This is a genomic window from Streptomyces venezuelae, assembly GCF_008642295.1.
Classification (GTDB): domain Bacteria; phylum Actinomycetota; class Actinomycetes; order Streptomycetales; family Streptomycetaceae; genus Streptomyces; species Streptomyces venezuelae_C.
The window spans coordinates 5,331,817-5,345,191 of sequence record NZ_CP029190.1 but is presented as its reverse complement, the minus strand read 5'-3'; the positions used below and the strand labels follow the sequence as shown (position 1 = coordinate 5,345,191).

Annotated in this window: 12 protein-coding genes and 1 pseudogene; 9 read left to right on the top strand and 4 right to left on the bottom strand. The window is 72.0% G+C overall.

Annotated features, from left to right (window positions below; genetic code table 11):
* The first annotated feature begins 60 nt into the window (after positions 1 to 60).
* The 4 genes and pseudogenes from DEJ50_RS24085 to DEJ50_RS24070 all read left to right on the top strand — a co-directional run bounded on the left by DEJ50_RS24085 (position 61) and on the right by DEJ50_RS24070 (position 3,116).
* Positions 61 to 432 carry an ArsC/Spx/MgsR family protein gene (locus DEJ50_RS24085; protein WP_150210189.1) on the top strand — a complete coding sequence of 124 codons (372 nt, stop codon included), beginning with the start codon at positions 61 to 63 and terminating at the stop codon, positions 430 to 432.
* A pseudogene (locus DEJ50_RS34775) lies at positions 425 to 1,108 on the top strand (DUF5753 domain-containing protein); the annotation flags it as partial. The gene DEJ50_RS24085 and the pseudogene DEJ50_RS34775, both read left to right, overlap by 8 nt.
* Entirely contained in the window at positions 1,105 to 1,317 is a 213-nt protein-coding gene (locus DEJ50_RS24075; protein WP_150210188.1) for a DUF397 domain-containing protein, read from the top strand. The pseudogene DEJ50_RS34775 and the gene DEJ50_RS24075, both read left to right, overlap by 4 nt.
* A gap of 311 nt (positions 1,318 to 1,628) precedes the next feature.
* Complete coding sequence (locus tag DEJ50_RS24070; RefSeq protein WP_150210187.1) at positions 1,629 to 3,116, top strand: DUF2252 domain-containing protein; 1,488 nt, start codon at positions 1,629 to 1,631, stop codon at positions 3,114 to 3,116.
* A gap of 262 nt (positions 3,117 to 3,378) precedes the next feature.
* On the opposite strand, the gene DEJ50_RS24065 is transcribed toward DEJ50_RS24070, so the two are convergent.
* Positions 3,379 to 4,995 (bottom strand): sulfatase-like hydrolase/transferase, encoded by a 1,617-nt coding sequence (locus DEJ50_RS24065; RefSeq protein WP_190344666.1) that lies wholly within the window; start codon positions 4,993 to 4,995, stop codon positions 3,379 to 3,381.
* A gap of 672 nt (positions 4,996 to 5,667) precedes the next feature.
* Here DEJ50_RS24065 and DEJ50_RS24055 point away from each other — a divergent pair.
* Positions 5,668 to 6,345 (top strand): hypothetical protein, encoded by a 678-nt coding sequence (locus tag DEJ50_RS24055; RefSeq protein WP_223837892.1) that lies wholly within the window; start codon positions 5,668 to 5,670, stop codon positions 6,343 to 6,345.
* On the opposite strand, the gene DEJ50_RS24050 is transcribed toward DEJ50_RS24055, so the two are convergent.
* Positions 6,338 to 7,303 (bottom strand): Gfo/Idh/MocA family protein, encoded by a 966-nt coding sequence (locus DEJ50_RS24050; protein WP_150212330.1) that lies wholly within the window; start codon positions 7,301 to 7,303, stop codon positions 6,338 to 6,340. The two genes, DEJ50_RS24055 and DEJ50_RS24050, sit on opposite strands and share 8 nt — an antisense overlap.
* A gap of 190 nt (positions 7,304 to 7,493) precedes the next feature.
* Between DEJ50_RS24050 and glnII the strand changes: the two genes are divergently transcribed.
* Both glnII and DEJ50_RS24040 read left to right on the top strand, forming a co-directional pair.
* Positions 7,494 to 8,513, top strand: a complete 1,020-nt coding sequence (glnII, locus tag DEJ50_RS24045) for a glutamine synthetase (protein ID WP_150210184.1) — start codon at positions 7,494 to 7,496, stop codon at positions 8,511 to 8,513.
* A gap of 402 nt (positions 8,514 to 8,915) precedes the next feature.
* The gene (locus DEJ50_RS24040) at positions 8,916 to 9,458 is read left to right on the top strand and encodes a winged helix-turn-helix domain-containing protein (protein ID WP_150210183.1); all 543 of its coding nucleotides are present in this window, start codon (positions 8,916 to 8,918) and stop codon (positions 9,456 to 9,458) included.
* A 63-nt stretch (positions 9,459 to 9,521) separates the two neighbouring features.
* Here the strand turns inward: DEJ50_RS24040 and DEJ50_RS24035 are convergent, their stop codons facing one another.
* On the bottom strand, positions 9,522 to 11,000 hold the full coding sequence (locus DEJ50_RS24035) for a PepSY-associated TM helix domain-containing protein (protein WP_150210182.1): 1,479 nt from the start codon (positions 10,998 to 11,000) through the stop codon (positions 9,522 to 9,524).
* Positions 11,001 to 11,062: 62 nt separating this feature from the next.
* Positions 11,063 to 11,830 carry a hypothetical protein gene (locus tag DEJ50_RS24030; protein ID WP_223837890.1) on the bottom strand — a complete coding sequence of 256 codons (768 nt, stop codon included), beginning with the start codon at positions 11,828 to 11,830 and terminating at the stop codon, positions 11,063 to 11,065.
* Positions 11,831 to 11,927: 97 nt separating this feature from the next.
* Here DEJ50_RS24030 and DEJ50_RS24025 point away from each other — a divergent pair, with 97 nt between their 5' ends.
* Both DEJ50_RS24025 and DEJ50_RS24020 read left to right on the top strand, forming a co-directional pair.
* Positions 11,928 to 12,518: a rhomboid-like protein gene (locus DEJ50_RS24025; RefSeq protein WP_150210181.1), complete on the top strand. Its 591-nt coding sequence runs from the start codon at positions 11,928 to 11,930 to the stop codon at positions 12,516 to 12,518.
* 48 nt (positions 12,519 to 12,566) lie between these two features.
* The gene (locus tag DEJ50_RS24020) at positions 12,567 to 13,361 is read left to right on the top strand and encodes a tyrosine-protein phosphatase (protein WP_150210180.1); all 795 of its coding nucleotides are present in this window, start codon (positions 12,567 to 12,569) and stop codon (positions 13,359 to 13,361) included.
* Positions 13,362 to 13,375 lie beyond the last annotated feature (14 nt).

Below are 13,375 nucleotides of genomic sequence, written 5' to 3'. Positions count from 1 at the left end.
TTCTACGCCGGGGCACTGACAAAGGCCCTGGCCAGGCGGGTTGCCGGTAGGGTCGGCGGCATGGAGATCTGGATCAATCCCGCGTGTTCGAAGTGCCGGAGCGCACTGAGCCTGCTGGACGCGGAAGGCGCCGAGTACACCGTCCGGCGGTACCTGGAGGACGTGCCCGGCGAGGACGAGATCCGCGAGGTGCTGGGCCGGCTGGGCCTGGAGCCGTGGGACATCACGCGCACCTCGGACCCGCTCGCCCGGGAGACCGGGGTACGGGACCTGCCGCGCGAGGAGACCGCGGCGGCGCGGGACCGCTGGATCGCCCATCTCGCCGCGCACCCCAAGCTGATCCAGCGCCCGATCATCACGGCGGACGACGGCACGGCCCTGGTGGCCCGGTCGGAGGAAGCGGTCCGCGAGGCGATGTCCCGCAAGGCCTGACCCGACCCGCCGACGCCAGGACCGCGAGGGTGTTGTCTTCGGCCTGACCGAGACCGCCGAGTCCTTCGAGCGTGAATGGCGCAGCATTCGGCACGGCGTACTTCTGGAGGGGTTTCCCGAGTACGCCGAACATGAGCGGCGGGCGGTGGAGATCAGACTGTTTCGGATCGGCATCGTGCCCGGCCTGTTGCAGACGCCCGCATACTCCGCAGCTTTGGCGCAGGGCGACATACGGCGCGGGTCCATCACACCCGAGCAGGCGGAAGAACGGCTGGCGTTCCTGGCGCAGCGACAGGCCACACTTACCCGGAACCGTCCCGCCATGGTGCTGGTGGTCATGGACGAAAGTGCATCCTGCGCCCCGTCGGCGGCCCCGGTGTCATGGACGGGCAGTTGGCGCGCCTGGTCGAGTTCGCCGAGCCACCGAACACCGTCGTACAGGTGGCACCGTTCTCCATGGGAGAGCGGCGGCCCTTCCATCTGCCCGTGAACCTTCTGACCCTCCCGGATCGCTCCCTGATTGCGTACGCAGAGACGCACACCCATGGCCACGTCGACCGGGACAAGCACAGCGGTCCTGCCCTTGCTGGCGGGCTGCCATCACCTGCAGGCCGAATCGCTGTCGCAAGCGGCATCCGTGGCCATGGTCAATAAGCTCCGAAGGGGTTCCCTGTGACGACCGAAACCCCCCGCTGGTTCACGTCCTCCTACAGCGACAACGGTGGCGCCTGCGTGTCGGTCGCCACCAACCTCGCCGGCCCGCGCGGCCTGGTTCCCGTGCGGGACTCCAAGAACCCCGATGGGCCGGTTCTGGGTTTCGGAGCCGCGGCGTTCGCCTCGTTCGTGGCAAGCGTCAAAGCCGACCGGCTCGGCACTGCCGACTGACCGACCCCCAGGCCCTACCACGAAGAAGTGCCTGTTTCCGAAGGGCTTCGTGTCGGCACCTCCGCTCGCGCCGTCGAGCTGCTCGGCGGATCGGACGGTGCAAGCATTGCGCCACTTGGCGTGGGGCAGCGCGTTTCGCGTGGCTGTGGGCCGGTACTCGCGTGACCCGACCGTCTAATGGAGAGGGTGGCGCAGTGCGCACATGCTTGAGGTTTGAGGTCATGTCGCCTGGGTGCCCGTCACCAGAACGAGAGGACCGTTCCGATGAGCAAGGCCTGCAACGTCCTCACCCGGCCCGGGCCGGTGCCGCGATGACCGGCGCGCGATCCGCCTCCGGTGGTGCCCGGAAGCCCGCGCACAAGCCAGCCGCGCCCACCCGGCCCCGTTCGCCGAAGGCCATCCCCCCGCTCCACCTGGCGCCGGCCGAACGCGCGGCGAAGGGCGAGGCCGCGAGGAAATCTGTCCCGCTCGGGGCGCATGCCGGGTTCGATCCCGGCCCGGACCGTGCGGACCCCGTGGCGATCCTGGAGCGTCAGGCGGACTCACGCGTCCCGGAACTCGTTCCCATCCGCCACGGCCGGATGCTGGTGTCCCCCTTCACCTTCTATCGCGGCGCCGCCGCCGTGATGGCCGCGGACCTGGCGCGCACCGCTGTTTCCGGCCTGGAGGTGCAACTGTGTGGCGATGCCCATCTGTCGAACTTCGGGGTGTTCGCCTCTCCCGAGCGTCGCCTGATGTTCGACGTCAACGACTTCGACGAGACGTATCCGGGGCCGTGGGAGTGGGACGTCAAGCGGCTTGCGGCGAGCCTGGAGATCGCCGCCCGGGAGAACGGGTTCACCCCGAAGCAGCGCGCCAAGATCCAGCGGACCGCCGTGCGGGGATACCAGCGGGCGATGGCCGCCTTCGCGGGCATGCGCGTGATCGACATCTGGTACGCCCGGGCCGACGTCGACGACATCACACAACTGCTGGCGGGACAGCTGAACAAGAACGCCCGCAAAAAGCTGGACAAGACCATCGCGAAGGCACACACCCGCGACAGCATGCGGGCCTTGGGCAAGCTCACCGAGGTGGTCGGGGACCGGCGCCGCATCGTTGCGGACCCGCCGCTGGTCGTGCCGATCGCCGACCTGCTGTCCGAGAAGGAGCGGGCGGCTTTCCAGACGGTGATCCTCGACGTGCTGGGCCGCTACCAGGCCTCACTGCCGCCGGACCGACGCTCCCTGGCGCAGGCGTATCAGTTCGTCGACCTCGCACGCAAAGTCGTGGGGGTGGGCAGTGTGGGTACCCGCTGCTGGATCGTCCTGATGACCGGGCGGGACTCGGACGATCCGCTGTTCTTGCAGGTCAAGGAGGCGCAGGCGTCCGTTCTTGCGGAGTTCCTGCCGCACGGTCCGGTGTACGCGAGTGAAGGCGAGCGTGTCGTCCAGGGGCAGCGGCTCATGCAGGCGGCCAGTGACATCTTCCTGGGCTGGGAGTCCTCGGAAGGCATCGACGGCCAGCACCGGGACTTCTACGTCCGCCAGTTGGCGGACTGGAAGGGCTCCGTCGACATCGGGCAGATGGTCCCCGGCGGCCTCGCCCGATACGGCGAACTGTGCGGGTGGACCCTGGCCCGATCGCACGCCCGTTCGGGCGACAGTATCGCCATCGCCTCCTATCTGGGCGACGACAAGACGTTCGCCCACGCGATCGCGGAATTCTCGTGCCTGTACGCGGATCAGAACGAGCGCGACTTCGCCGCCCTGGAGCAAGCCGAACGCGACAAAAGGATCACCGCCGAGCACGGGCTGTGACGTCGGCCCTGGCCCCCAGGGTCGGCCACGACCTCAGGTCGTGCGGTGAGGGCCTCGCGTGGCACAGCACGTACTGGCGGCCCCGCACCCGCTCGACGAGTGCGACCGACCCCAGCGCCGGCGCCGCTCCCAGGCGAAGACGCGCCGCGGTCGCACGGCAGCATGCTGATCAGCCTGCACGTCGCTCACGGCGCTGCCCCGTAGCCGGCCCGCGGCCCCTACCGGCCCTGCCGGGGGACAGGCCGTGCGGTGCGGGCTGTGGTCAGCGCCCGGTGGCGGCACGGGCCGCCGGCTCGGTGTCACCGTGCCAGGTGGGCCAGCCCAGCAGGCATGGGCGTTCGGTGACCCAGGCGCGCGTGTCGGCGCCGATCTCCGCGTCGATCAGCCGCTCCAGCAGGGCGCTGTAGCGGGCGACCAGGCCGCGATGCGCCGGGTCGGCGGCCAGGTTGCGCATCTGCGCGGGGTCCTCATGGCGGTCGTAGAACACGACGTCGTTGTGGGCGAACAGCTCGTCGACGGACCGCGGCCGGTTCGGGTCCAGGGGCGCGAAGTAGCGGCCGAAGGTGTAGCGGTGGTCGTTGCAGGCGCGCAGGAAGCCCCGCTTGGTCCAGTCCGGACGCAGCTCGCCGGCGGCGATGCGCCGGTGGGCGTCGGGGTCGGCGAACTCGAACCAGAAGTCGGCGTCCAGCATCATGACCGACTCGATGGCGCTCAGGACGCCGTCGCGCACCTGCGCGCCGTGCAGTGCGGGGACCAGGGAGTGGCCCTTGAGGGCGGGGTGGCGGGTGGCGGCGTCTGCCGGGCTAAGGCCGGCGAACTCCAGGAGGGTGGGGGCGAGGTCGACCGCGGAGGCGAGAGCGTCGGTCCGGGTGCCGGCGGGCAGGTCGGGGTGGGCGATGACGAGGGGGACGTGGAGGTTCTCGTCGTAGACCAGGCTGCCCTTCTGGCGCAGGCCATGGGAGCCGGCCATCTCGCCGTGGTCGGCGGTGAAGACCACAACGGTGTTGCCGGCCTGACCGGAGGCGTCGAGAGCGTCCAGTACGTGCTCGATACTGCGGTCGACGTCGCGCAGGGCGTTGAGATAGAAGTTCAGTCCGTCGTACCAGTGCTCGTCGGAGGCCACCGGCCCGAACACAGTGTCGATCATGCGCTGGTACTCGTGGATCGCCGGGGCTGCGCCGGACAGGTCGTCGTGCAGGCTGGCGGGCAGGTCGAAGTCCCAGCGGTGCCGGTAGACCGGGATGTCGGCGGCGGCCTTCATCCGCACGGCATGGGCCAGGGGCGGCGGCAGCTGCACCTGGGGTCGGCCGCCGTAGTCGAAGCTCATGATGTCGTGCGGGTTGACGAAGTTCACCGCCATGAACCACGGCTGCTCCGCCGCGACGACCGGTGCGCGGTCGCGCAGCCAGTGCACGGCCTGCCCGGCGATCACGGGGTCGAGCTTCAACCCGGCCCAGGCGCCGCCGTCGATGTCGCCCCAGGCGTTGAACTCGCTGAACCCGTACGGTTCCAGTGCGTTCGTGGTGGGGGCCGGGTTCCGCGGGGAGACGTAGGCGTTGGACAGATGCCATTTGCCCTGGTAGGTGCAGTAGTAGCCGGCCGAGCGCAGCATCGTGCCCAGCGTTCCCAGATCGGGGTCGAGCGGGCGGATGTAGGGGATGTTGTCGTTGTCGTAGATCTCGGTCAGCGGCAGGTGCTGCCCGGTGTAGATGACCGACCGCGCCGAGCTGCACTGTGCGGAGGCCGTGTAATAGCGGTCGAAGGTGGTCCCGCGCTCGGCGATCCGCTCCCTGGCGGGCAGCGAATACCCCTGCGCCCGGGGCAGGACCGCGCGTTCCTCGTCGGTGACGATCAGCAGAATGTTGGGACGACGCGCCACGGGCGTACCCATCCTTCACATCCGATCCGCTCGAAAGCCGACGGACGTCGTTGTCTGTGGCTTCTGATTCTAGGCGTGGCCTCCGTGAGTCGCTGCGCGTGACACAACCCGGAAGGCCCGTCCGGGTGAGGACCGTGCGCGGCGCCCGTGCTCCAGCCCTGTGGCCCAACAGTCCGGCATCCGACTGCTGACTGCTGACTGCTGACTGCTGACTGCTGACTGCGCCAGGCGCGCAACACTCGCGTGTCCGCCGGTCCGCCGGTCCGCCGGTTCGCCGGTTCGCCGGTTCGCCGAGCAAGAGCCTCTCCCCCGATCCGGCTCGGCCGGCTGGTGCTGCCGGACGATGCGCTCGCCGCGAAGGGGGTCCGGGAGTCCTGGGCAAGCACCCTGGACCAGCTGTCGCCGGCCGAGTTCGCCGAGCTCCCGCGCCATGATCGACCCCCTGCGAACGGGCGGCCTGGTCCCCGTCCGGAATGCCAAGAACCCGGGCGGACCGGTCTTTTCAATGCCGTACGGCCGCCGGAGCGGTCTTCGGCCGGGCGGTGGCGGCCCCGGCCGGGGCGACCGGGCAGGCGACCTCGTAGGCTGGCACAGGTCGAAACGGGCAAACCACTGGAAAGCCATACGTACGATGGCAGGCGGTGGCGGCCGGGCCGACCGGAGAGGACAGCCGTGACGACCGATCAGCCCACCCCGCATCCCGACCCGGAGCGGGACCCGCGCACGGACCGGGGGCCGGCGCCGGACCCGGACCCGGAACCGGAGCCGGCCCCACAGCCGCAGCCGGAACCCGGCCCGGAGCCGGAACCAGGCCCGGCGCCGGGCCCAGAGCCGGAGCGGCCGGCCGTGCTGCCGGATCCGCTGCCGCCGCCCCGCCGCGGGGCGGACTGGATGTTCGGCGGGGTGTACGGCACGGTCCTGGCGAGCGGCCTGCTGGCCGCGCTGGACCAGAAGGGCGGCGAATCCACGCCGTTCTACGACGCCAGCTGGGTGCTGGTCACGGCGGCTGCCGCCGGCCTGGCGCACGGCTACGCGCACCACATGGCCACCCACCGGGCGGGCTCGGCCTCGCACCGCTGGCGGGCGCTCGGTCAGGCCCTCTGGCACGAGTGGCCGATGGTGGCGGCCACCCTGCCCACGGTGATGCTGCTGGTCATCGCGGGGGTCACCGGCTGGGACGAGCCGGCCACCACCGCCGTCGGGCTCGGGGTGAACACGGCGCTGCTGTTCGGCTGGGGGACCTTCACGGCCCTGCGGGTGGGCTACCGGGTGCGCACGGCACTGGCGATCGGAATCCTGGACGCCACCCTCGGCCTGCTGATCATCGTGGCGAACGCCCTCATCAAGTAGCGGCGGCCGTCAGCAGGTCCTCGGCCTCCGCCAGGATCTCGGTCAGCCGGAGACCGAAGGCGGCGCCGCGCGGGTCGGGCACCCCGGTGCGGGCGGCGGTGAGCAGGGCGTCCACGGCACGCCCGTACGCCCCGGGGACATCGCTCCAGTCGGGCAGGGTGAACACACCCTCACCGCCGCGCAGTTCCAGGCCGACACCGGCCGCGGCACGCGGCGCGGACAGGGTGAGGGCGGCGGTGCTGACGGCCCCCGAGTCGTGCCGGAGCATCAGGTGCACGGTGTCGGCGGCGCCGCGGGCCGCGGTGACGGCCGTGACCTCGCCGAGGACCGGGATCAGGACGGAGAGGGCGTGCGGGCCGACGTCCCAGAGGCCGCCCTTGGCGCGCCGCCAGGGCGAATCGGCGTAGGCGCTGGGCGTTCCCTCGGCCGCTCCGGCGGGGCCGCCTTCGGCGGCGAAGACGGAGCCGAGCCAGTGCGCGGAGGCGGTGAACCAGCCGCCCCGGGCGGCCTGCTCCCCGACCCAGCCGGCGGTGGGTTCGGCGAACCGGAGGGTCAGGAACACCACGGAGGCGACCCCGTGCCGGCCGGCGGCCTCGGCGACGGCGCGGGCGTCCGCGACGGTGGTGGCGACCGGCTTGTCGAGCAGCAGATGGCAGCCGGCCGCGGCGGCGCGGACGGCGAGCGGGGCCTGTACGTCCGGCGGCAGGGCGAAGGCCACGGCGTCACAGTCCGCAAACAGCGCGTCGGGGTCTTCGTACACCTTCACGCCGTATTTCTGCGCCAGCTCGGCGGCGGCCTCGGGGCGGCGGCCCCAGACGCCGGCGAACTCCGAGCCCGGATGGGCGGCGAGGGCGGGGGCGTGCGCGCGGTGGGCCCAGGGGCCGGTGCCGAGCAGCCCGATCCGGGGCAGCGGCGCGGGCCGGGCCGGCCCCGAGGACGAGTCCAAATCGTACGAAATGCTCACCTGCTCAGTCTGCCCTACCCGGACGGCGGCACCCGCACCGAACCGCTCAAGGCGCCCGACCTGGACCGGAACCCCCGGTAACACGGGGTTCACACATGGGCAACGGCCGGGAAATCGGGACCGGGCACGCTGCGGTCATCACCGCAGCGACCCGCAACACCCGCAGAGTCTGAGGATGGGCCCCGTGACCTTCAAGGCTGAGTACATCTGGATCGACGGCACCGTGCCGACCGCGAAGCTTCGCTCCAAGACGAAGATCCTGGAGGACGGTGCGGACCTGCCCATCTGGGGCTTCGACGGTTCGAGCACCAACCAGGCCGAGGGCCACGCCTCCGACCGGGTGCTCCAGCCGGTGTTCTCCTGCCCGGACCCGATCCGCGGCGGTGACAACCTCCTGGTCCTGTGCGAGGTCCTGAACATCGACATGACCCCGCACTCGTCCAACACGCGTGCGCTGCTGCGGCCGGTCGCGGAGAAGTTCGCCGCGCAGGAGCCGATCTTCGGCATCGAGCAGGAGTACACCTTCTTCGACGGCGCCCGCCCGCTCGGCTTCCCGGTCGGCGGCTTCCCGGCGGCGCAGGGCGGCTACTACTGCGGTGTCGGCTCGGACGAGATCTTCGGCCGCGAGATCGTCGAGAAGCACCTGGACCACTGCCTGGCGGCGGGCCTGAGCATCTCCGGCATCAACGCTGAGGTCATGCCCGGCCAGTGGGAGTTCCAGGTCGGCCCGGTCGGCCCGCTGGAGGTCTCCGACCAGCTGTGGATCGCGCGCTGGCTGCTCTACCGCACGGCCGAGGAGTTCAACGTCTCCGCCACCCTGAACCCGAAGCCGGTCAAGGGCGACTGGAACGGCGCCGGCGCGCACACCAACTTCTCCACCAAGGCGATGCGCGAGGACTACCGCGCCATCATCTCGGCCTGCGAGGCGCTGGGCGAGGGCAGCAAGCCGCTGGACCACGTCAAGAACTACGGCGCGGGCATCGACGAGCGCCTGACGGGTCTGCACGAGACCGCCCCGTGGGACGAGTTCAGCTACGGCGTCTCCGACCGCGGCGCCTCGGTGCGCATCCCGTGGCAGGTGAAGGAGGACGGCAAGGGTTACATCGAGGACCGCCGCCCGAACGCGAACGTGGACCCGTACGTGGTCACCCGTCTGATCGTGGACACCTGCTGCACCGGCCTGGAAAAGGACGGCCTGGTCTGACCCGGCCCACCCCACAACGAGGCAACGACGCAACGCCCGCCCGCCGCTCCCGGCGCGGCGGGCGTTGCGTCGTTGCATTGTTGCCGATCTGACGGAATATGAGATTCCGATCCAGTGGGTGAGACGGGGTCTGCCCCGGGCGTCCGGTATCTGCTTCAATGAGGCCATGGCCAGCCCTTCGCACTCCTCGACCGGTCGCAGCGACCTCGAGCCGTTCTGGCCGTCCCGTCAGGATCACGACTTCGACCGGGTGTGTTGCCGCGCGACGAACGCGCCGGCCCTCTAACGCCTCCCGGAACCTCGAAACCCGACCTTCCCGAAGGCCTTCGGTCTGCGCGGCACGACTACGACGTACTCCCGTCACCGTCTCCTGCCGACTCCGCGTGAAAGAGCTGACCACTCATGGCGAACACCCGCACCCTCTCCTCCGCTGCGACCACCCCCGCCCCACGGCACCGGCTGCGGGCCGTCGGCCGGGACGAAGTCGCCCGGGTGGTGGACCTCCTGCCGCCCGGCGCGACCTGGCTCCCCGCGCCCCAGCATGCGCTGCCGGCGCTCCCCGGCCGGCCGCCGATGGTCGGGTACCTGGTCCTCGTACCGGCCGAAGAGCAGCCACAGGTCGCCCTGGCGCCGCAGCCGCAGCCGGCCGCCGCAGGCCAGGGCGACGCGCTCGTCCGGATCGACCCGGAGCGGCGCACCGCAGAGGTCGACGGCCGGGTCCTGGACCTCACCTACCTGGAATTCGAGCTGCTGGCCCACCTGGTGGCGCACCCGCACCGGGTGCACAGCCGGGACCGGCTGGTGACCACCGTCTGGGGCTACGGCCACGTCGGCGACGGCCGCACGGTCGACGTCCACGTCGCCCGCCTGCGCCGCAAGCTGGGGGCCAAGCACCGCGGTGCGATCCAGACGGTCCGCCGGGTGGGCTACAAGTACGCGCCGTGACGGCGAAGGGCCCGTACGCCGCGGAGCTTCGCGGCGTACGGGCCCTGCCCTGTCCTGCCCCCGTTACGCGGCGACCCGGCGCCGGCGCCGGGACACCACGCCCAGCACCCCGTCGACCGCCAGGAACGCCAGCAGGCTCAGTCCCAGCATCGGGATGAACCAGCCGACCAGCGCCACCACCGCGGCCAGCGGCAGCAGCACGGTCACCGGCAGCCGCCGCCACGCGCCGCGCGGCTGGGCGCGCCCGACGGACAGCGTCCGGTCCTTGGTCGGGCGGCGCAGCCACCACATCCGGTAGCCCCAGAACACCATGAACATCAGCGCAACCGCGAGCGCCGCCAGGGCCAGCTGGTTGACCAGGCCGAAGGTCATGCCCATGTGGAGGTCGATGCCGAAGCGGGTGAGCTTGGCCAGCAGCGGATAGTCGGCGAACCGGAGCTCGTCCATGACCCGCCCGTCCGCCGGGTCCACGGCGACGGCGTCGAAGTGGACCGGGAACTGCTTGTCCCGCTCCTTGATCACATAGCCCTTGTCACCGGCCGGCAGGGTGATCTGCAGCGTCTCGGTGACGCCCGCCGCGCGGGCCGCCTCGACGGCCCGGTCGATGCCGACATCCGCGCGCGGCGGCATCACCATCGTGCCGTCGGCACCGATCTGGTGCCCCGCGTGCTCGTCGGCACCGGCCTCGCCGCCGTTCACGGAGGCGGACACCGACGGGGTGGCCCCACCGAGCCGGTCCTGGAGCTGCCCGATGTTCTCACCGGCGTACTTCGACCAGGTCAGCCCGGTCGCGGACAGGACGACCAGACCGGCGACGGCCCACAGGCCGACCGTGCCGTGCCAGGACAGCGTGCGACGGCGGCCCTTCGGCGCCTTCCGGTCCGGCACCACCAGCTGCGCCTTCCGGCTCCGCCGGCGGCCGATCCACAGCGCGAGCCCGCCCAGCGCGACCACCCACATCCAGCTGGCGGCGAGTTCGCTGTAGTTCCGGCCGAAGTCCCCCAGCTGGAGGTTGGCGTGGAACTCGCTCAGCCAGGCGCGCAGCGGCAGCGCGTCCCCGGCGGTGGCCAGGGTGCCGCGCACCTCGGCGGTGTACGGGTCCACGAACACGGTCAGCATGCGGTCGGCCCCGGCCTCGGGGCTCTCCAGCAGCACCCGGGTGGTGGCCTCCGCGTCGGGGGCCGGCCACACCGCGGCGAGCTCCCCCTTCGGGGCAGCCGCCTGGGCCGCCTTGACCTGCTCGCTCAGCGGCAGCACGGTCTCGCCGACGGAGGCGACGGTCAGCTCGTCCGCGTAGACGATCTTCTCGGCCTGGAAGGAGAGGGCGTAGAGCAGTCCGGTGGTGGCGGCCACGAACAGCAGCGGGGCTATCAGGATGCCCGCGTAGAAGTGGAGCCGCAGCAGCAGGGGCCGCAGGGCCGGCCAGAGGGCCTCCCGGCTCTGGCCCCGGCCCCGGGGCGCGGCCCCGTCACGGTCTCGGTCGTGGTCCTGTTCCTGGTCCTGTTCCGGGACATGGGCGTCCTGGATTTCGTCAATGGCCATGATGGTCCTAGGTGTTGGCGAAGACATGGGGATACCGGCCCCAGGTCACGCCGGTTCGCCGGTCAGGCGCAGGCAGGACGGCCGGGGGCCGTGGCTCGGGTGACGGGCCACCCGGGCGGCCCCCGCCGGACCACGGCATGGGCGTGCACGGCACCGCGCAGCCGGCGCGGCCGTTCGTCGTCACGTGAGGGGGCGGCGGCCGGGGGCTCCGGCAGGGCCGGCAGGTGCGCCCGGCCCAGGGCCGGGAGCCGCCGCAGCGGTCCGGCGGCGGCAGCGGCCCGTACCCGCAGGGCGTGCAGCAGCCGGAACAGGGCGGCCTCGCCCCAGGCCAGCCACACCGCACAGAACAGCCCGGCCAGTACGTGCGCGGCGATCATGGCGAAGCCGCCGTGGCCCGCCATACCGGCCATCTCGGCCATGCCGGCCGCGCCGGCCGCGTCGGGGGCTCCGGCGGCCATTCCGCTCATGTCCATGCCGGGGACGTGCCCGCCGGGCCCGCCGGGCCCGCCGGGCATGTGATGGGCTGCGTGCTGCGCGCCCACGGCCGGTGCCTGTGCCGGTGCCGGGTGCCCGTGCGCCTGGCTCGTGGAGAACACCAGGTGCAGCACGCCCTGTACGGCCAGCAGCGAGCCCGCGATGCCCAACGGCCCGCGCCGCCGCCCGGCGGCCAGCCAGGCCAGCCCGCCGGTCACCCCGAAGGCGGCCAGAAGGCCGCCAACCGGAATATCGGTACCGGACATGGACGAATGCCCCACCGCAGCCAAGGCCACACACACCGCCGCGAATATCGCGGCCCGCGGGGCGCGCATCGGCGCGGGGTTCTCGAGCATGGCCGGAGACATGCTCCCACCTGGCATTCCACGCCGGGAGGGCGGGTACCCGGATACCGGTCGCACACCCCCGGCGCACATGTCGGATCATGATCGGATGACCACTCTGCTTCTCGCCCCGGTGTACGCGGGCGGCGTCCAGCTGGGCGCGTACGCCTTGGAGCGCCTGGATCCGGCGGAGCGGGAGCGGATCCTCCGGACCTGCTCGACCAACGTCGACAATCTGGCCGCCGGGCGCTGGGAGACGCTGGTGAGCAGCGCCCTGGTGGTCGAGGAACCGATGCCCCTGGCGTACGCCCTGCTGCTGCTCGCCGTCCTCGGGTACGCCGAGTACGCGTACGGCGCCTGGTGGACCGCCGGGGTGTTCGCCCTCGGGCACACCGGGGCCACCCTGCTCGTGTACGGGGCGCTGCGTGCCGGGTCGCCCCGGGCCGAGACCCGGCGGGCCCTGGACGTCGGAACCAGCTACGGGTTCAACGCGGTGCTCGGGGCGCTGACCTCGGCGCTGCCCCGCGGCCCGGTCCGGCACGCGGCCCGCGCGGGGCTGCTGGCGGTCGCGGCGGGCCCGCTGCTCCGGCGCGGCCGGACCTTCACCGACCTCGGCCATCTGGCGGCGCTGGGGCTCGGTATCGGGCTGTCGGTCGGCCTCGATTACCTTTCCACAGCAAAGCATCGGAAAATCACATAACTGGCTAGATTTCGACTTACCGTCGCCGTACCCGCTGGAGCCGCCACGATGACCGCCACCCCGTCCACCACCGTCGCCAATCTCCGCGACCTCGGCGGCACCCTGCTCTCCGGCGGTCGCACCGTCCGTACCGGCCTGGTGTTCCGCTCGGGGCAGCTGGACCGGCTGGATCTGGACGCGGACCCGGCGGTGGCCGCGCTGGGGATCCGGACGGTCCTCGATTTCCGCACCGACATCGAGCGCGGTGAGCACCCCGACCGGGTGCCGGACGGGGCCCGGCTGCTGGTGCAGGACGTGCTCGCCGACAAGATGGGCTCGGGCCGAGTGCCGGTCGCCGCGCAGCTCAAGGACATCCTCGCGGACCCGATCCTGGCGGAGGAGCACCTGGGCGGGGGCAAGGCCGAGCTCCTGTTCGGCGACATCTACCGGTCCTTCGTCAGCTCGGCCTCCGGCCAGGCCGCGTACCGCACGCTCCTCACCGAGCTGGCCGACCCGGAGTCCGGGCCGCTGCTGTTCCACTGCACGGCGGGCAAGGACCGGACGGGGTGGGGGGCGACGGTGGTCCTGGCCCTGCTGGGCGCGGACGAGGAGACCCTGATGGCCGAATACCTGTCGGTCAACCCGGCGGTCCGGCAGGCGTTCGCCCCGATGATCGAGGGGTTCACGGCGGCCGGGGGCAACCCGGACATCGCGCTGGCGCTGATCGGCGTGGTGCCGGGATACCTGCGGGCCGCGCTGGACGAGGTCAGCACCCGCTACGGCTCGATGGAGAAGTACGTCCGCGAAGGCCTCGGCGTCCCGGACGAGACGGTGGACGCACTCCGCGCCCGGCTCGTGGCCTAGGCGGTGTCCGGCCG

Coding starts and splice junctions, on each gene's coding strand:
- DEJ50_RS24085 (WP_150210189.1), top strand. CDS start 61: ATGGAGATCTGGATCAATCCCGCGTGTTCGAAGTGCCGGAGCGCACTG.
- DEJ50_RS24020 (WP_150210180.1), top strand. CDS start 12,567: ATGACCGCCACCCCGTCCACCACCGTCGCCAATCTCCGCGACCTCGGC.
- DEJ50_RS24025 (WP_150210181.1), top strand. CDS start 11,928: ATGACCACTCTGCTTCTCGCCCCGGTGTACGCGGGCGGCGTCCAGCTG.
- DEJ50_RS24030 (WP_223837890.1), bottom strand. CDS start 11,830: ATGCTCGAGAACCCCGCGCCGATGCGCGCCCCGCGGGCCGCGATATTC.
- DEJ50_RS24035 (WP_150210182.1), bottom strand. CDS start 11,000: ATGGCCATTGACGAAATCCAGGACGCCCATGTCCCGGAACAGGACCAG.
- DEJ50_RS24070 (WP_150210187.1), top strand. CDS start 1,629: ATGACCGGCGCGCGATCCGCCTCCGGTGGTGCCCGGAAGCCCGCGCAC.
- DEJ50_RS24040 (WP_150210183.1), top strand. CDS start 8,916: ATGGCGAACACCCGCACCCTCTCCTCCGCTGCGACCACCCCCGCCCCA.